The 19,762-nt window shown below is 35.3% G+C and carries 14 protein-coding genes and 3 pseudogenes; 10 read left to right on the top strand and 7 right to left on the bottom strand.

Annotated elements, in window-relative coordinates; genetic code table 11:
- Positions 1-118: 118 nt before the first annotated feature.
- Together ACFIMI_RS04185 and ACFIMI_RS04180 are read right to left on the bottom strand one after the other, a co-directional pair.
- Positions 119-544: pseudogene (locus ACFIMI_RS04185) on the bottom strand (DEAD/DEAH box helicase family protein); the annotation flags it as partial.
- 75 nt (positions 545-619) lie between these two features.
- Positions 620-794, bottom strand: a pseudogene (locus ACFIMI_RS04180) (transcriptional regulator); the annotation flags it as partial.
- Between the two features lie 357 nt (positions 795-1,151).
- Here ACFIMI_RS04180 and ACFIMI_RS04175 point away from each other — a divergent pair.
- From ACFIMI_RS04175 to ACFIMI_RS04160, 4 genes and pseudogenes are all read left to right on the top strand, one after another.
- Positions 1,152-1,760, top strand: coding sequence for a fumarylacetoacetate hydrolase family protein (locus ACFIMI_RS04175; RefSeq protein WP_375668351.1), 609 nt, complete (start codon positions 1,152-1,154; stop codon positions 1,758-1,760).
- Between the two features lie 144 nt (positions 1,761-1,904).
- Positions 1,905-2,402, top strand: a pseudogene (locus ACFIMI_RS04170) (LysE family translocator).
- A 742-nt stretch (positions 2,403-3,144) separates the two neighbouring features.
- Positions 3,145-4,545: an amino acid permease gene (locus ACFIMI_RS04165; protein WP_375613396.1), complete on the top strand. Its 1,401-nt coding sequence runs from the start codon at positions 3,145-3,147 to the stop codon at positions 4,543-4,545.
- Between the two features lie 1,013 nt (positions 4,546-5,558).
- Entirely contained in the window at positions 5,559-6,950 is a 1,392-nt protein-coding gene (locus ACFIMI_RS04160) for an amino acid permease (protein WP_375623312.1), read from the top strand.
- Between the two features lie 115 nt (positions 6,951-7,065).
- Here ACFIMI_RS04160 and ilvC read toward each other — a convergent pair whose 3' ends face one another.
- The 3 genes from ilvC to ACFIMI_RS04145 form a co-directional block, all read right to left on the bottom strand.
- Positions 7,066-8,085, bottom strand: a complete 1,020-nt coding sequence (ilvC, locus tag ACFIMI_RS04155; protein ID WP_375623314.1) for a ketol-acid reductoisomerase — start codon at positions 8,083-8,085, stop codon at positions 7,066-7,068.
- 1,082 nt (positions 8,086-9,167) lie between these two features.
- Positions 9,168-9,902: a pyridoxine 5'-phosphate synthase gene (locus ACFIMI_RS04150; RefSeq protein ID WP_375692270.1), complete on the bottom strand. Its 735-nt coding sequence runs from the start codon at positions 9,900-9,902 to the stop codon at positions 9,168-9,170.
- An 86-nt stretch (positions 9,903-9,988) separates the two neighbouring features.
- Entirely contained in the window at positions 9,989-11,110 is a 1,122-nt protein-coding gene (locus tag ACFIMI_RS04145; protein WP_375613392.1) for an ATP-dependent RecD-like DNA helicase, read from the bottom strand.
- 1,039 nt (positions 11,111-12,149) lie between these two features.
- Here ACFIMI_RS04145 and ACFIMI_RS04140 point away from each other — a divergent pair.
- From ACFIMI_RS04140 to ACFIMI_RS04115, 6 genes are all read left to right on the top strand, one after another.
- Positions 12,150-13,076: a D-2-hydroxyacid dehydrogenase family protein gene (locus tag ACFIMI_RS04140; protein WP_375613391.1), complete on the top strand. Its 927-nt coding sequence runs from the start codon at positions 12,150-12,152 to the stop codon at positions 13,074-13,076.
- Positions 13,077-13,303: 227 nt separating this feature from the next.
- A complete protein-coding gene (locus ACFIMI_RS04135; protein ID WP_375613390.1) occupies positions 13,304-13,792 on the top strand; it encodes an MFS transporter in 489 nt (162 codons plus the stop codon).
- Between the two features lie 30 nt (positions 13,793-13,822).
- Positions 13,823-14,152, top strand: a complete 330-nt coding sequence (locus ACFIMI_RS04130; protein WP_375613389.1) for a hypothetical protein — start codon at positions 13,823-13,825, stop codon at positions 14,150-14,152.
- 390 nt (positions 14,153-14,542) lie between these two features.
- The gene (locus tag ACFIMI_RS04125) at positions 14,543-14,665 is read left to right on the top strand and encodes a hypothetical protein (protein WP_375613388.1); all 123 of its coding nucleotides are present in this window, start codon (positions 14,543-14,545) and stop codon (positions 14,663-14,665) included.
- 38 nt (positions 14,666-14,703) lie between these two features.
- Positions 14,704-15,000 (top strand): hypothetical protein, encoded by a 297-nt coding sequence (locus ACFIMI_RS04120; protein WP_375613387.1) that lies wholly within the window; start codon positions 14,704-14,706, stop codon positions 14,998-15,000.
- A gap of 122 nt (positions 15,001-15,122) precedes the next feature.
- Positions 15,123-15,536, top strand: coding sequence for a hypothetical protein (locus tag ACFIMI_RS04115; RefSeq protein WP_375668347.1), 414 nt, complete (start codon positions 15,123-15,125; stop codon positions 15,534-15,536).
- A 659-nt stretch (positions 15,537-16,195) separates the two neighbouring features.
- Here ACFIMI_RS04115 and ACFIMI_RS04110 read toward each other — a convergent pair.
- The gene (locus ACFIMI_RS04110; RefSeq protein ID WP_375652769.1) at positions 16,196-17,995 is read right to left on the bottom strand and encodes an acetolactate synthase 3 large subunit; all 1,800 of its coding nucleotides are present in this window, start codon (positions 17,993-17,995) and stop codon (positions 16,196-16,198) included.
- Positions 17,996-18,265: 270 nt separating this feature from the next.
- Positions 18,266-19,138, bottom strand: coding sequence for a tRNA (adenosine(37)-N6)-dimethylallyltransferase MiaA (gene miaA, locus ACFIMI_RS04105; protein WP_375689281.1), 873 nt, complete (start codon positions 19,136-19,138; stop codon positions 18,266-18,268).
- Positions 19,139-19,762: the final 624 nt, after the last annotated feature.

Below are 19,762 nucleotides of genomic sequence, written 5' to 3'. Positions count from 1 at the left end.
CTTCTTTTGCTTGCTCCGCAACACTCTTCGCTTCTTCTGCTGTCGACTTCGCAGTCTCGGCTACTTCCTTGGCTTCTACAACCAAAGGTTCTACCTTATCTGCCTTAACCTGCACCGCTTCACAAATGATCAGATCAAATTCTGATAAACCGTATTTCTCTTGCGCATCCGCAATCACTTGGATTAATTGGTAAGTAGCAAACACCACGGTCATTGCATTCGCTAAGACTTTATTTGTTTTTTTCAAAGCTTTTGAACATCAGTTGGTAGCTGATAGAGCCAAGATCTGAGACATCGAGTTCGACAACAGCATCTTTGTTTTACGACGCTTGCCAACTTATGTATCAGAATACACCACAAAGGAATGAAACAGTACTTCTGTATAGCGTGTCCATTCTCTTATCGTTTATGACATCAAAGCCAGAAAAGGCACGAGAAACAAAACACGCTCTCCAGTTCCGGCTATTTGTTGTGCTATCTTAAAGCTGGTAAAAATCTTCTCCGTTCCAAATGCCATAATAAGTTTGCCACGGTCTGCTTCTTTTTAATCATCACAGACTTTCTCATACTTTTGGATTTGTTGAAAAGTTATCCCTAATTGGTGCCCTAATTGCTTTTACGACATTCCCAGCATTTTTCTTTGAAAGCGATTTTTTGCCTATAGAAATGTCGTTAAAATGTGGCTTTTTGCTTTTCACTTTCAAGTCCCCCGCCGGTTGCGAGCACCCTCGCATTAGTATTCCGAGAGCCTGAAAGTATTGAATACGAACCAGATTTTTACTTTTAGTGCTCATAGCACCTAGATATAGAAAAATATCCCATAATTCCGAGACACCCACAGAGTGGGCTCATTTATGATCGAACTTTAGGGCTTTCAGACCCTACTAATCGCTGCGTAGACGAGCAAAATTACTCTTTAAGTAATAAAGTAATTTCAGGAGATTAGCAATCAAAATGAAAATAATCTCAAAGACTATAAGATTGAGCACTCTTCAAAAGAGGATAATGCGAAGGGCTGTCATCGTGGTTAGTCATTAACCCACATAATGCTTCTTTTCCAGAAAACGCAAAACGCGATATAAGAAAAAATGTTGTTTGCAAAGTTTTCTCTTGCCTATACAAAGAGAAAATGAAAAATTTGGAGGGCTCCCATGATAAATGACATCTACTGTGTTGGATACAATTATGTTGAACATGTTCATGAACTAGGTAATGTTGTTGAAGATGAACCTGTTATCTTTAGCAAGCCAAAAAGTTCACTCGTTTTAGGCAATGAAATTTATCTCCCTAATTTTTCCAAAGAAATACATTTTGAAACCGAAATTGTACTCAAAATCTCAAAGGACGCTTTCATGATCATGGAGGAAGAAGCAGAAGAATGCTATGATGCCGTAGCAATAGGTCTTGATCTCACAGCGCGGGATTTGCAAACAAAACTGAAAGAAAAAAAGCTTCCTTGGCTTTTATCGAAAGGATTTAAAGGCGCCGCATACGTCTCTGACTTCATAAACAAGGAAAAAATAAACAACCCAATAACCTTTGCAATGAAGTTAAATGGCGAAACAAGACAAGTTGGCAATACGAAAAATATGATCTTTAACTTTGAGAAGGTAATCTCATTTTTAAGTCACTACATTCAGCTAAGACGTGGTGATCTCATATACACAGGCACTCCACAGGGTGTCGGAAAACTTTCTCAGTTTGACAGAATAGAATTGTATCTCGAAAATCAATTAATTTCAGAGCTAAAAGTAAAATGAATCATCAAATACTGACCTTTTTCATTGTTTCATTTTTTTTAGTCATCTCACCGGGGCCGAATATGGCCCTTATCATCGATAATGCAACGAGATTGGGAAGAAAGAACGCATTTGTAAACGTTTTAGGATTGTGTACAGCAACATATGTGCATGGGGCATTTTCCACACCTAGGTGTATCAGCGCTCATTCTCAACAACAAAACGCTGTTTTTTTTAGTAAAACTCATGGGTGGCAGCTATTTATTATACATGGGCTTTAAATCAATTAAATCTGGAATACACAGCTTAAATTCAAAAGAAAGAAGTTCAACGAATGAAAAGCATGCTACGAGTTAAACAAAGCTTTTAACCAGCTATATGGACGGTTTTCTGACACAAATACTAAACCCCAAAGTATCTATATTTTACATAGCAGCTTTTCCAAAATTCTTAGCTTCTGGAGGTAGCATTAAAAAAGGTTTTGAACTTGTCACAATACATTCTTTCAACATCTTTGCATGGTTTACTTTAATGACCATTTTTATATCATTTGCCAGTACCGCCTTAAAAAAGCAGCGGGTAAAAGGCTCGATTAACATTGCGACAGGAACAGTTTTATCTTTGATAACAAATTGTAAAGTTAATAGAGCAATCTTTTCCTGATTCTGTCTCTCACTATGAATAGCTCAATCTCTAACAGAGCTTATACAATCCCCAGTTCTTTTTTCTTTGTATAACTGAATTACGTTGCATTTCTTTATCATACTCTCAAGGACGTTTGTGTAAACTTTGTGTAAACAATGTGAGTTTCTCGCAACATTTTATAAAATGTTACCAATATCTAAACAAAATCCTTATTCATCACTTTTAAAAAAATAAGCTATGATATTCCTCTTTTCGTTTATGAAACAAAAGTAACTTTTTGATTTATGATAGCACCATACAAACAAAAAAATGATTTAAAAATCATTTTAATTTTCCATTAAAAATTGTTTCTTAAACTAAGATGAGAACTCTCGAGTGCTACTTGAGCAAAAAGTAAACTCTCACCATTATGAATAATAATAAATAATGCACTGATTACAAATAATAAGTTTCAAAAAATTATAAAAACTCCTGACAACTTTCTGAAATAATTTTAAAAGCCCCACGTCTTTTAATGAACAATTAATTTGTTATTCATAACAATAAAAAGCTCCCCATTCAAATATCTGTTACGTTATTTAAGAGGAAAACATTCTCTTTTTTCAAAACCATATTCCTAAAACATATTCTTTTCTTTATCCACACAAAATCCTAAAAAACGTTTTTTTCCTTTACACCTCATTTATATCATGCTTCGATACAAAATAATGCTTTTTTAGTGTAATTTAATCTCAAAATAATTAAAGGGAACCCCCAAAAAATGAGCTACAAACAAAATTTAAAAGATAATTCTCAGAATAAGTTACAGCGTGGACTACACAACCGACATGTACAACTTATAGCCATTGGTGGTGCTATTGGAACAGGTCTCTTCATGGGGGCAGGAAAAACAATTAGTGTAGCAGGTCCTTCCATCATACTCGTTTATGCTATTATCGGTTTTGCTCTATACTTTGTCATGCGTGCTATGGGAGAATTGTTGCTTTCTAATTCACAATACCGATCTCTTATTGATTTTTCAACCGATATGCTAGGACCGGGAATCGCTTTCTTTGTTGGCTGGAGCTATTGGTTGAGCTGGGTTGTAACTGGAGCTGCTGACATTATTGCCATCATCACTTATATGAACTTTTGGTGGCCAACACTCAATCCATGGTTTACCGTTTTTACCTGCATTAGTGTCTTTTTAATCTTTAACCTCTTTGCCGTGAAACTATTCGGTGAACTTGAATTCTGGTTTGGTCTTATCAAAGTCGTCGCAATTTTAGCATTAATTGTTGTGGGATTTTATATGATCGTTACGGGCTTTACCTCTCCCAATGGTACGGTTGCTTCTCTCAATCACGTATGGAACGATGGCAATATCTTTCCGCGAGGAATGACAGGTTTTTTTGCTGGATTTCAAATTGCCATTTTTTCTTTTGTTGGTATAGAAATTGCTGGAACAACCGCTGCTGAAGTAAAAGAACCTAAAAAAGTTCTCCCCAAAGCAATTAATGCAATACCGATCCGTATTGTACTCTTTTACATTTTTTCTCTCGCTGTAATTATGTCTGTCACACCTTGGGATCAAATTGTTCCAGATAAAAGCCCCTTTGTCTCGATGTTTTGGCTTGCAGGCATTCCGATAGCTGCTGGCTTGGTAAACTTTGTCGTTATTACCTCAGCTGCCTCTTCAGCAAATAGTGGTATTTTTTCTACCAGCCGTATGATATATGGACTTGCAACACAAAAAGGTGCCCCTCCAATTTTAGGTAAACTTTCCAGATACCATGTTCCAGCCAATGCTCTATTCTTTTCCTGTTTATGTATTTTAATAGGGTATACAATTGCCTCACTCTCTCCAAGCCTCATAAGTGCTTTTACAATTGTGACAAGCATTTCAGCTATTGCATTTTTATTCGTATGGTCTGTAATTTTGATTAGCTATATTGTGTATCGTCGCAATCGCCCTCATCTACACGCTGAATCCATTTATAAAATGCCAGGAGGTGTTATCATGTGTGGGATAATTTTAGTTTTCTTTGTTTTCATGCTCTATTTGTTGACATTAGAAGCTGATACTCTACTAGCCTTAAAATATAGTATATTCTGGTTTGTTTTCTTAGGTATAATGTATTTTATGTTTGTAAAGAAAAAAATAACTCAAGGTAACAAATAAAGTCTATACATAAAAACATCTCAAAAAAGGGTAATTTTAGTTACCCTTTTTCTACTTAACCTCCTCCCCAAACATCAAAAAACGACGATTCCTACCGGCACCGGTTTGTAAACAATCCGGCTTATTAAGGGGGAATGCTGCTGATCATTTATATGGTTCACCTACATAAGGCTCTATGGGCTAGCCCTGCCCTGAACACTCACCACCCATTCTAAAAATACTTAATGCGTAAAATGTTATATGCTTTATATCACTACTCTACACAACAGTATTTTACTGCACAATAGGATAAGAAACGAGCTATTCTGTAAAAAATTCTCTATAAACTTCACTGACATTGTTTACTAATAAAACATGAGATTTATCTAAAACTTTCCCCCCCAAAAAATTTATATTCAATTTTTTATCAAAATTAAAAATATAGCTCTAAACAGAATATATCTTAATAGCTATCTGCAATAAAAAAAGATTCTATGAAAATATTTTTCTATTTGTAATAAATTTTAAATATTAATACTTAAATGTAAATTTTAAATATATTTTTTAATGTTTTAAATAATAGTTTAACAATTTAAACTTATTTTATTTATATACAAAGTTTTATATTTAATAAATTTACAATTTTATTTATATTTTTATACAGATAACAATATCTATAAATAAATAATTTTAAATATAAAGATATTTATATAAAAATTACTATAAACAAATATACATAAATATAAATTATTATTTATATACATATAATAATAATATATAATATAAATTATATTATATATTATATATATTACTTATGTATAAAACATAAAAAATCAAAAAAATATAATACAATTTATCTTTTTTTTCTTATATATAAAATAATTATTCCATTAATTAATAATGTTTTTGCTTTATTCACATATAGTCATAGAAAAAAATTCCTTTACTCCTTAACCATAGCGTGTTCCGATAGAAGGAATTACCTTTTTTAGGGTAATTTTTATTTAAAAATAACTAAGGAGAACTCCCCAAAAATGAACAAACAAAATTTAGAAAAAAAACCTAAGAAGAAATTGCAACGTGGACTACATAACCGACACATACAACTTATAGCCCTTGGTGGAGCGATTGGAACAGGTCTCTTCATGGGATCAGGAAAAACAATCAGTGTAGCAGGCCCCTCAATTCTACTCGTTTATGCAATTATTGGTTGTGCTCTATACTTTGTCATGCGTGCTATGGGAGAGTTATTGCTTTCTAATACACAATACCGATCTTTTATTGACTTCTCAACCGATCTTCTAGGGCCATGTGCCGGATTCTTTATCGGCTGGACATATTGGTTGTGTTGGATTGTCACTGGAACTGCTGAAATTATTGCTATTGTCACTTATACACACTTTTGGTGGCCTGAGCTCAATCCGTGGATTCCTGTTATAATTGGTCTTATGTCCTTTTTAATTCTTAACCTCGTCGCCGTAAAACTATTTGGCGAACTTGAGTTTTGGTTTGGTTTTATCAAAATCGTAGCAATTCTAGTCCTAATCGTTGTAGGATTTTATATGATCTTTACCGGTTTTGTCTCTCCAAACGGTACGGTTGCTTCTCTTAGCCATATATGGAACGGTGGGAATATTTTTCCGCGAGGAATTACAGGCTTTTTTGCTGGATTTCAAATTGTTATTTTTGCTTTTGTTGGCATTGAACTCGCTGGAACAGCTGCTGCTGAAGTAAAAGAGCCTCAAAAAGCTTTACCACAGGCTGTTAATTCAATACCAATCCGCATTGTATTCTTTTATATATTCTCTCTTCTTGTGATTATGTCTGTGACGCCGTGGGATCAAATCAGTCCAGAAAAAAGCCCATTTGTAACAATGTATGCACTTATTGGTATTCCAACTGCTGCAGGTTTGATGAACTTTGTTGTCCTCACAGCTGCCGCATCTTCAGCAAATAGTGGAATTTTTTCTACCAGCCGTATGATATATGGGCTAGCAACACAAAAAGGTGCTCCTAAATTTTTAGGAAAACTTTCTCGTAACCACGTTCCAGCCAACGCATTATTCTTTTCATGTTTATGCATCTTATTTGGTTATGCCGTTGTATCGTTATCTCAAACACTCATAGCTGCTTTTACAATTGTTACGACAATTGCCGCAACTTTGTTTATATTTGTATGGTCTATCATTTTGATCAGCTATATCGTCTATCGCCGCAATCGTCCTCTCCAGCATACTGTCTCTCCTTATAAAATGCCAGGAGGTGTTGTTATGTGTTGGGCGCTTCTTGTTTTCTTTGCATTCATTATCTATTTATTATCATTAGAAGCTGATACTGCCATAGCTTTAAAATACACTCCAGCGTGGTTCATATTTTTAGGAATTGTATACTTTCTTTTTGGGAAAAAGAATTATGCAAAAAATTAAAAAATAAAGCTTATGTTTCCAAAAACATATAAAAAAGGGTAACTAAAGTTACCCTTTTTTTGATATTTATCTATAAAATTATAAAAGCTATTGACAAAATATCTCTGTAGAAGCTTCAATTACGCTCTTTATCAACCAAAGCATTCGATTTTATCCAAGGCATCATAGAACGAAGTTTTTTACCAACTTCTTCAATAGGATGATTATCATTTAAACGCCGCATACTTTTAAAATGAGCAGCACCAGCTTTATATTCTTGAATCCAATTCGATGTAAATTTACCCGTTTGAATATCTTTCAATATACGTTTCATTTCTGCTCTAGTTTTATCCGTAATCACACGTGGACCAGACATATATTCACCCCATTCAGCTGTATTAGAAATCGAATAATTCATATTTGCAATGCCCCCTTCATACATGAGATCAACAATCAGTTTCACTTCATGTAAACACTCAAAATAAGCCATTTCTGGTGCATAACCTGCTTCCGTTAGCGTTTCATAACCGGCTCGAATCAATTCAACAAGACCACCACAAAGAACCGCTTGTTCACCAAAAAGATCAGTTTCGCACTCTTCTTTAAATGTTGTTTCAATCACCCCAGCACGTCCACCACCAAGTCCACATGCATAAGATAATGCTACATTATGTGCATGCCCTGAAGCATCTTGCGCCACCGCTATTAAGCAAGGAACACCACAACCCCGTTGGTATTCATGACGAACTGTATGCCCTGGACCTTTAGGAGCAATCATCACAATATCAACGTTTTTTTTAGGTTCAATCAAGCCAAAATGAATGCTCAAACCATGGGCAAAAGCAATTGCTGCCCCATCACGTAAATGGTCATGAATATGCTCTTTATAAATATCAGCTTGCAATTCATCTGGTGTTGCCATCATAATGAGATCTGCCCATTTTGCTGCTTCAGCAACACTCACCACTTCAAAACCATCGGCTGTAGCCTTTTTAACTGTTTCCGACCCTGAACGCAAAGCTATTTGTACATTTTTAACACCGGAATCTTTCAAATTTAAAGCATGCGCACGCCCTTGAGAACCATAACCAACAATGGCTACTTTTTTCCCTTTAATGAGATTAACATCCGCATCACGATCATAATAAACACGCATAAAAACACTTCCTTCTTTCTCTATTTAAACTGGATTTCAGATTACTTATTTATTCAATAAGAAACATTATCTTCAGTGCATCACACACTATAAAGACAAAAAACGCTGCTTATAAGAACAGAGCAATTGAATAAGCTTTTAAAGTTTACATATTGTATAGAAAAAACTGTGGTCCCCAAACATTCCAAAAACATATACGGATCCCCAAATACACTTCAACTGCTTCTCTAAAAGAACGATATATTACATAAAACAAGATTTCTAAAGAAAATATACCTGCTAATACTCTACTCTTCTATTGCGTATATTGCGCAACAAAACATTATATCCTAAAAATTAAAATACAACATACAATTCTTAACATGAACCAAATCAATACGGATAGCAAGAAAAATTACAAAATAACAAGTATTGTTTTAATACAACCTTCAAAAGCATATACAACAAGATCTTTAGAATAATAGAGAGGATGCTTTTACTTTTTACATTCTTTTAATATCCACGCCTCTCACACGAAGAATCCCCCCCATACGGCTATTATGTTATCCATTTATGGCGCCTTATAAAAAAATTTTAATATGCTCAAGCCCTTTTCAAGAATTCCCTATAATAGTGTAAGTTTTATTGCACATCACTCTCTTTACTTCATAAAGCTACAAGTCGATATTATCATTCTATTTAACAGCTCCTATTGCATTAAGCTTATTCATAAGGAGATTTTACGTTATACTATTTACAGATAACCCAAAAATGAGCTCAAATATCAAGAAAATTTATGTATTGATCCATTAAAATCCTACGCACTCCTTTATAATGGAAATACTTTCAAAACCCTATTTCTTCTCCATTCAAAGAAATTATAATAAGAAGATTTTAAAACTTCCTCATAATGGATAGTACAAATAAAAACATCGCATACACTCAAAAACAAAAGATAGAAAGCAACCAATAAATAGAGGAACAATAGAATATTTATAATGCACGATAATAGTGCTATTTATCTCAAACATATATTATGTTCTAAGATAAATTGGCAAACCTCTATAAAAATTTCTTTTCCAATTTTTATAGAGAGAAAAAGATTACGATAATAACCGAATAAAACGCTGAACAGTCTCATGTATTCCATACTCTAATGCATCAGCAATGAGCCCATGGCCAATAGAAACTTCATCAAGCCAAGGAATATTTTTGACAAGAGCAGGAAGATTCATAAGTGTCAGATCATGCCCCGCGTTTATACCTAACTGCAATTCTTTTGCTCTTCTTGCTGCTAAAACAAGTTTATTGAGCTCTTGATCTTGTTTTGTTTTATCCTGAAATGCACCACCGTAAGGTCCCGTGTAAAATTCCACACGATCAGCGCCCATTGTTTTAGCAATATCCAGACCATCGACAGTAGGATTAGCAAAAAGGGATACACGAATCTTTCTGTTTTTTAAATTCTGAATAATAGGTGCTAAAAATTCTGCATCATGAGCAAAATTCCAACCATGATCAGACGTTGACTGATCTGGATCATCAGGAACAAGGGTAATCTGATCCGCATAGTTTTTAGCGATATCCAAAAATTGATCACTGGGATAACCTTCAATATTAAACTCAGCAGTAGGAAAAGTGTTCTTTATTAAACAGTATATATCTGGTAAATCCGCAAAACGAATATGCCTTTCATCAGGGCGCGGATGAACCGTCAAACCTGCTGCTCCAGCAGCAAGCGCTATATGCCCAATATTCGTTATACTTGGCCACGGAAGATTACGTCGATTACGCAAAACAGCAACAGCATTAAGATTAACCGAAAGTTTTACCGCCATGCCCATTTCCATTTTTTTATAGTGTGTAACAAGATAGAAAAAAGGCATTTTCCATCTGAAACTTAGATGATATACACATCTTTTTTCTATCGAACAATCGTTAAACGTTCTGCTGCGCGGGTAATTCCCGTATAAAGCCAGCGCGCATACATATCACGAAATGCAAAACTTTCATCAAACAAAACGACATTATTCCATTGAGAACCTTGCGCCTTATGAACCGTTAATGCATACCCATAATCAAAATCATCATATCGCTTTTTTAATTGCCATGAAATTTCTTGATCAGGGTTTTCAAACGCTGCTTTTAAAAGTTTAATCTTTGCTACCCCACGCTCACTTTCTTCTGGTTTCACAAGAAGATTAATACTTGGTTTAACGGTCTCCTTCTGTGAAGTCATCACCTTCCATAAAGAGCCATTCAACAAACCTTTAATCGGATCATTTCGCAAACACACCAGCTTATCTCCCGCTTGTGGATAATCTGCTGTAAATCCCTTTAACACACGTAAACGCTGATTATAAAGGTGGCGTGTACGATTAACCCCTACCAAGACCTGATCAGCATCCAAAACCAATTGTTGATTGACCTCTTTACGTGTCACAACGCGCGCTTCTCCATAGTCACCATAAGCAATATCGCGTCCTTCACGTACATCCATAGCAAGACGTATAATCGGATTATCTCGCGCTTGCCGATGAATTTCTGAAAGAAGAAAATCTGGTTCCCCATTAGAAAAAAAGCCTCCACCTGATATAGGAGGCAATTGACCTGGATCACCAAGAACAAGAATTGGCGTTCGAAAACTCATTAAATCACGGGCCAATTTTTCATCTACCATCGAGCACTCATCAACAATAATGAGTTTAGCTTGTGCAGCAGCACTTCTTCGATTTAACATAAATGTTGGAGCAATAGACTTTTTTCCTGTTATTTCATCGGAAACTTCCTCTTCTCCACGCGGACAATAAATCAGCGAATGAATCGTACAAGCATTGCTTGCACCTTTAGAACGCAAAACCTGCGCCGCCTTCCCTGTAAAAGCAGCAAATTGAACAGAACCATCAACTGTCTCTGCAAAATAGCGTGCAAGCGTCGTCTTACCCGTCCCCGCATAGCCAAAAAGGCGAAAAAGAGGAAAACGCCCTTCCTTCAACCACGCGGCAACAGCCTTCAATGCATTATCCTGTTCCGGCGAAAACTGCATAGCTTACCAACATAAGATTTGCATAAAAAGAGCAGTATTTTGAAAAAAAACGACTATCAAGAAAAACCTTTTTATTAAGAATTGCTGACACACGCCCATCTAACAACTTTCGTAGCACAATTATCAATTATTTACCCATTGTTTTTTCAAGATATTGTAACAATCTAAATTTTATCTATACATCGATCTTCTTGGTAACACCTTATGCGTATCAAATAAAATATCATTTTTTACAACAGTAACACCAACAATGGAAGATGCATATCTTAAATTTAAAATAACACCTATATACGCTTTTTCTAACCAAAATTTAGAATGAGAAAAAGAGCATTGCAATTGCAAAACCCTCACTAGAAAAAATGTCCTTAACAGGATAAAAATAATGTAATTTTTGAACGCTATTTTACACAATCAATCAGCTTTCTTACACATAAAAATAAAGTACATCCACTATTACGAAATAATAATTAAATATATCAAAAACCTTTTAGCAGAAATAAAAATAGCTCTCAACAAAACGACTTAATCCTATGATGATACACCTATAAAGTTCCTATCTCCCTCTCATCATGATTTTAATAAATTTACTCTTCATGCTACAAATAAGTGATATCTCAACGAATAAAGAGAGACATCACACTTATATGAAGCACGCTTTATCTCGCACAAATATGTAGCTTTTTCTGTTTCAACAATAAAATATGGTTCGTAAGTATGGCCTTCTTGGTAGTCTATTATAGAAAACTGGGACATGGCTTCAGTCCAGCGTAGCGCTTCAGGTTCGTCCTCTAGAATATGAGAAAAGCGCAATTCTCCATCTATTGAGTTAAACTTTTTCTTTTTGTCGCAATGTTTTAAAGTTTATAAAAACTAACTGATTAATGCTATTCTTATTGCTAGAAATAACAATAAATCAAGGGGTATAATTTGTTAATAGGCTTGGTGTTATGTCAAAATATCAGCGATGAGATTGCTTTTTGGTTGTTTTAGAAATGAAATAATGAGCTCAAATATTGATGAATGAAACGGAAGGTTTAAATTGAAAATATTAATTCCAGATGACTATCAAAAAGCCACTCTAACATTACAGTCTATTACAAAATTAATGAAATCGCATGAAGTGCTGGTTATAAATAATTTAGCTAAAGAATGTAATTTAGAAGATAAGCTCAAAGAGATAGATATTCTTATCTTAATTAGAGAGCGGACTATAGTTGATAGAAATCTTCTCCTGAAACTGCCAAATTTAAAATTAATCTGCCAAACAGGCCCTATAGGTTCACATATTGATATAGAAGCTTGTAGAGACTTAGGAATTGAAATATTAGACGGTGGTGGAGATCCAACTTCTGCTGCTGAATTTGCCTGGCTCTTAATTATGTCTGCGCGTAGAAAACTCTATAAATCTGTGTCTGATATGAAAAAAGGACGCTGGCAAACAACATTTGGCAACCAAATGAAAGGGGCTACTCTTGGAATATTCGGGTTTGGGCGTATTGGTAAAATGGTTGCTCAATATGCTCAAGCTTTTGGCATGTCCATTTTAGTTTATGGGAGCGAGCGTTCAACGCAAGAAGCAAAAAATTTAGGTTATCATTTTACGCATTCAAAAGATGAATTTTTTACACGTCCTGATATTATATCCGTACATTTACGTTTAAGCGATAAAACCAGAGAAATCATAAAATTAGATGATCTATTGAGCATGAAACCACATGCTATTTTTGTTAACACAGCGCGTTCAGCTTTGGTTGAAAAAGGGGCGATAGAAAAAATACTAAATTTGGAAAATTCAACTTACTTTGCACTGGATGTTTATGACAGCGAGCCAGTATATGGGAGCAAATTATTGCAATCAGATAGAGTTCTTTGCACGCCACATCTGGGCTATGTGACTGAAGAAAGCTTTGAGAATTATATTGAAAAAGCTTGCCAAAATATAGCATCTTTTATGAAGAGCGCTTAATGCCGGCTGAGCCAATGTTTGTAAAATTTATCTTATATCGCTAGCGTATCAAATTTGCACGACACATAATAGCTTATTTCCTTAAATTAAGCATATTCCTTAGTTTTCATATTAATACCAATAGTATGGACAGATTTTTATGTAATCAGCATAAAATACACAATTTATTATTGCAATCATTAAAAAAGGCTACTTCATTGGAATACACTTTAATTGGAGGGGGCGGAGTGAGCAATAATAAATTTATAGGAAAAAATTATTATAGATGGATTATATTGCTTGTTGCCACGATCGCTCAAGCATCAGCCTGCTTCTTTGTTCAAGGGATTGGTCCTTTAGCTGAATTTTTTAAGAAGGATTTCTCGCTTAGTGACTCTCAAATAGGTTTGCTGTCTTCAGCAGCGCAATTCCTACCTATTATTGGCTTACTTGTAGCTGACGAATTACTAGACAAGTTTAACGAGCGCTATATTGTTGGAGTTGGCGCGGTCGGCGTTTCTGTCGTTCTTTTGTTGGGAGCAATCGCAGATAACTATATTTCCCTTTTGGTTTGTTTGCTAATTATAGGGGAATTTTATAGTTCTGCTCAACCCGGTGGCGCTAAATCTGTTTCTGCATGGTTTCCACAATCGCAGCGCGGATTTGCAATGGGAATAAGGCAGGCGGGGTTAACATTAGGTTGTGGGGGCATTAGCTGGAATAGTTCTTCCTGCTAGTGTGCTTGTCTATGGCATACAAGGTGCGTTTTGGTCGGTGCCATAGTTTCTTTTTTAGGGGGATGTATATTTATTATTTTTTATCACTCACCAGCAAAAGTTATCGCTATCGTTCCAAAAAGCAAGGCAAGAATTTCGTTCTATGCAAATGTAAGATCTCGTCTTGCAATGTTGGCTGCGCCTCATATGAAGAATATTATTTTTCCAAGCGTTTCACTTGTGATCGTTCAATATGTTTTAACCATTTTTATAACGATCTATTTTTATAGAATCTATCACCTGTCTTTAGATAAAAGTACTTATTTATTTTTTGTTTCACAGGCTTCTGGTGCCTTAGGAAGAATTATTTTAGCAGCGTAGCGTGATCATTGTAGAAAAGGACGGTTTTTTCCTGTCTTGTTTTGTATGATTGCAGTCGTTTTTTGATTTTTAATATTAATTTTGGGCATGAGTGGATCCATAATTTATTTAACTATTTTATCTGCTTGGTTAGTTTTTGGAGGAATGGGATAGTATGGCCCTTGGGTTGCTTATATTGTAGACTCTTCGCCAAAAGAAAGTGTTGGCTTTTCTCTGGATTTAGCAATGTCTATAAATCAAATCGCAATCATTACTGCTCCACCATTATTTGGATTAATCTAAGATTTTACAGACACTTATTTACTAACATGGCTGATTTTAATTTTAATTATTGTTTTTTCACTTTTCTTAATAAAAAAGTAGGGAAATATAATTGGGGAGGAAATTATAATGATAAATGAAAATACTTTTGAGTTGAGCAATATCGAAAGAGACAAACTTTGGGAGGCTTTAGACCATGTTATTTATGATCCATACGGTGGTATTGAATATTCGGTTGAGTTAAAAAAATAGCATTTTCGCTGCTACCACATAGAATATTGACAATTATTATGAACCAAAAGGTGTCTATTACCCCTAGACCATATTTAATCTTTGAAAACCTTCCTGTTGATAGACAAATTAATATGTCACCTAATCCTTACAATTTAGATGCGTCTTGTAAAAGTGGCTATATTAGCGAAAATTTAATTATGATGTTTTCTTTATTGATCGGAGAGCCTTATTCAATTAAGTTTGAAGGCGAACATATAGTAAATAACCTAGTTCCTTTAGAGGATAATAAAAAAGATTATACAGGATTAGGATCTGAAGTTGAGTTAGATTTTCATATGAAAATGCTGCACTAAAATTTATAACGGATTTAAATTTATCTCCTAAAGGGGATACTTTTATCTGGTGTTCGCAATGGTGTTGATGGTCCGTTAACGATGATGCACGTCTAGCTTTAAAACTTTTAAGTGAGGAGGATTTGAGGAGCTTCAGGGATAATTTATATATAATTAATGTTCCCTATAGATGGAGAAAAAATGGGGTAACTTCTACAAGTAAAGTGCCCCTCGTTCAAGGGGACGGTGAATTCCCAGATATCAGCGCTGTTTTTTATCCAGGCATGTTAGAGCCACAGTCAAAAAAAGCCAAGAAAGCTTCAGATCATTTTTATGAAGCTATTAAGGCTGTATCTTTTGGAATTGATGTACAACCAGGAAGATTATTATACATTGATAACAGAATGGCCTTACACTCTAGAGATAAATTTTTTGGATCATTTGATAGTTATGAAAATCCAATGCGGTGGATTCAAAGAGTGTTTATGTCTGCAGATTTATGGAATCATAGATATATAGAACAAATAAAAGAAAGAGTATTTAATTTTCAATGTTAATATCCTGATAATGATATGATGTTGAGTATTATTCTGGTTTATATATTGACGATACATCTCATATGTATAGGTTTCTCCCGCATAATCATACCTGATTATAAGCTATGGTGACCTATTGGTATTCTATGGCTGCATTTGATTTTTGTTATTTTTTCCCTTCCTTTCAAACCGCTAGGGGGATTTTCCTATCAAGCCCCTGAAAGAGCTATTTGGAGTAATTTCATAATGCAAAACCAAAACATAGTAACAAACTTTTCTATTGTTTTCATAGGCATAATGGCTTGCATGGTTGCACCCTTCAAGCAGTGTGGCTTTTTTTCTTGCACGATGAAATCATTCATATATGAGACAACATAATTAATTTATAACAGATAATTCAATGTATTATCTAAAAAATGCAACGAAATAGCTATTAATGTGAACATATGAATTAAAAAAACAAACATCGCGTACAAATAAATTCAAACATAATTGTGCACACGACTTATAACATTTTTTAGATGAACAAATAATAATACACCCCATGTCTTTAAACAAAGAATGAAAATCATAAAATGAGCTCTAAGGATAATAGGAACTCTCCACAAAGAAGTGACAGAGATGAAGACTCCAAAGACTTCATCATCACCATCCTTCACCATTTTGTTAACATATTCATTTTATACAAGAATCTTTCCCTCGGAAGAAATAGCATTTGCAATAGCTTCTTCGCTTGCCTCATCGGGTAATAACATCTCATTATGAGCACATCCCGATGGGATCATAGGAAAACAGTTTTCTAAATGATAAACACGACAATCAAAAAGAACAGGCTTATCACAGTCAATCATCTGCTGAATTTTATCATCAAGTTCATCGGGTTTTGAACAATGAATTCCCACGGCTCCATAAGCTTGTGCCAATTTCACAAAGTCAGGCATAGATTCCGTATAAGAATGAGAAAGACGATTACCATGCAGCAATTGCTGCCACTGGCGGACCATTCCCATATACTGATTATTTAAAATGAAAATTTTCACCGGTGTGTCATGCTGAATAGCTGTTGCAAGCTCTTGAATATTCATCTGAATGGAGGCATCACCAGAAATACACACAACAAGCGCATCAGGATGCGCTATTTGAACACCTATAGCAGCAGGTAAACCATACCCCATCGTTCCAAGACCACCAGAAGTCATCCAATGTTTTGGTTCATCAAAATGATAATACTGCGCTGCCCACATCTGATGCTGCCCGACATCCGTTGTAATATAAGCATTCGCATCTTTGGTAAAAGCATACAGCCGTTCAAGAGCATATTGCGGCATAATGACATCTTTTTTCTCCGCATATGCCAATGAATTACGAGCTTTCCAACGGTTAATTTGCGTCCACCATGTTTTACGACTTTCTTTATCGAACTTTGATTGATGCATATGCAAATGTTGCATTATATCTGCCAAAACATGCGCCACATCACCAATAATTGGAACTTCTGCTTTTACAATTTTATTGATAGAAGAAGGGTCAATATCAATATGAATAATACGCGCATGAGGTGCAAATGCATCAAGGCGCCCGGTGATACGATCATCAAATCGTGCTCCAACAGCTAACATGACATCACAATCATGCATGGCCATATTAGCCTCATAGGTTCCATGCATTCCAAGCATTCCAAGCCAATTTTTACCGGAAGCAGGATAAGCACCAAGTCCCATTAATGTTGAAGTAATCGGAAAATCCCCCAATTGAACCAAATTACGTAAAAGCTGTATAGCTTTCATCCCCGATGAAATAACACCACCACCAGAATAAATAATAGGGCGTTTTGCCTCAACTAAAAGAGAAACGGCAGATTCAATAGCCTTAGTATTCCCTTTCAACGATGGAAAAGAATGTAAAGACTCCTGAACTTGAGGTGCTCTATAAAATCCTGAAGCAAATTGAACATCCTTAGGAATATCAATCAAAACCGGCCCAGGACGACCTGATTGAGCAAGAAAAAAAGCTTCATGAATAATAGCCGCAAGATCATTGACATTTTTAACCAGCCAATTACGCTTCGTACAAGGCTTTGTAATTCCAACTGTATCAGCCTCTTGAAAAGCATTTGTTCCAATCACCGTTGTTGACACCTGCCCAGAAAAACAAATAAGAGGTATCGAATCCATAAGAGCATCTTGCAAAGGTGTAACAGCATTCGTTGCCCCTGGACCAGAAGTCACAAGCATAACCCCTACCTTCCCTGTGCTGCGTGCATAGCCTTCAGCTGCATGCCCTGCGGCTTGTTCATGGCGCACCAAAATATGCTGGAGTGTATCTTGGTGATAAAGAACATCAAAAATAGGCAAAACAGCCCCACCAGGATAACCAAAAATATGTTCAACGCCTTGATCTATAAGAGCTTGAACCACTATTTCAGCGCCCGACATTATTTTTCCATCTGCACTCTCTTGCTTTCTTGGATCATTTCTCATTTTTCCCACTCACCTACTTTATAGGACAATAAAAAAGCCCCTAACGGAGCCCATAAAAAAAGCCCCCAAAGGAGCCCATTACACAACACATACTGTATGATTACCCCCATTATTCCAACGTATAAAATATATAAAAAATTCCTTGTAGAGAGATTTCTAATTCCATTGATACCATTCGTCAATAAAAAATTATATTTTCTAAAAAATTTCTTTTTCACGAATTATCTTTTATCTTTCGATAAGTTTCTTTGCAAAGCTCTAACTCTTTTATCAAAAAGTAAGCATCCATTCTTCATCAAATTGATTACGAAACCATGTCATTTGTCTTTTTGCATATCTCCTCGTTTGTATTTTCACCGCTTCAAGAGCACTCTCAAAGCTTCTATATCCATCCAAATAAGCCATAAACTCAGGTATACCAATAGCCTTCATTGCTGGTAATGAAGGGGAAAGTTTAAGTTTTTTCATAGCCACCACTTCTTCTAAAGCTCCTCTTTCAATCATAGAATCCAAGCGTTTATGAATACGTTCATAAAGCAGAGGACGTGGTGGCATGAGAAGAATTTTTTCGGTCAAATTTGGCGCAATGAGAGGTGTTGTTTTTTGTTTCTGCCACCAACTGAGCGTCTTACCGGTTGCATCATAAACTTCCAAAGCACGTACAATACGCTGCCTATCATGCGAAGAAATTTTTTCAGCAACAACAGCATCAATCTGCAACAACTGGCGATAAAGACTTTCAGGTCCCTCTTTATCAAGCAGCAAACGCCACTTCTGCCGCACAACATCTGGAACATGAGGGACTTCCGAAATCCCCTCTAAAAGAGCACGAAAATAAAGTCCTGTTCCACCAACAAAAATAACTGATCTTAAAGAAAAAGTAGCCAATAGCTTCTCGACATCACACAACCATTGCCCTACTGAATAGTTCAAAGTAGGACTCACATGACCATAAAGATAATGGGGAACAATCGCGGTGTCAGCCTCCCTCGGCCGTGCCGTTAAAATATTTAAAACATCATAAACCTGCATTGAATCAGTATTAATAATGAGAGCATTTTTTTCTTGAGCCATTTGCAAGGCAAGTTCTGACTTCCCACTTGCCGTTGGCCCTGCTATTAATGTAACTGTTCTCTGTGTCATGAATAGCAATTTCTCCCAATCAATAACTTATTGCAACATGCAGACACCCCCAAAGCCTTCCTGTATTTTCTCTCCATTATCATAGAGTAAATACTTCAAACAAAAATACGAACACAAATTCCCCTTAAGACAAAGCCCCTTATGAAACTTATAAAAAAGAAAAAATGGACTTAATAACAACACCAAAGGAATTTCCAAGCATTTTTTGCTATCATAATTCAATAACAAACCACAGCTATAATAATTCTGTCCGTTAAGGCCATTAAAAATATACTCTCTGTCATCATTTATGAAAATAATACTAAGTTTAATCTATACAATCAAATAGCTTTATTTTTTCCTATAAAAATAGCATGCTACGCCGGTTTATAATAAGAGCCTCATAAAGTATCATATCAATACCATTTACTTGCGCATCACAAGCAGAGATAAAAATGGACTTAAGAAAGGTGTACCAATAGCTCTTATGCAGCATTTCAAAGTCTAGGCTGTTACAATATTGAGAACTGAAAAATACTATGATGACACCAATTTATACTTTGATATTCAGCATAAAGATATAATGATTTCCAATGGATTTTATATTGCACACCCCATACTCTCTATCGTGAAATGAGCTTGAGA

This window comes from Bartonella sp. AP4SXKL (genome assembly GCF_042195845.1).
GTDB lineage: Bacteria > Pseudomonadota > Alphaproteobacteria > Rhizobiales > Rhizobiaceae > Bartonella.
This window is presented reverse-complemented; position numbering and strand designations above follow the sequence as displayed.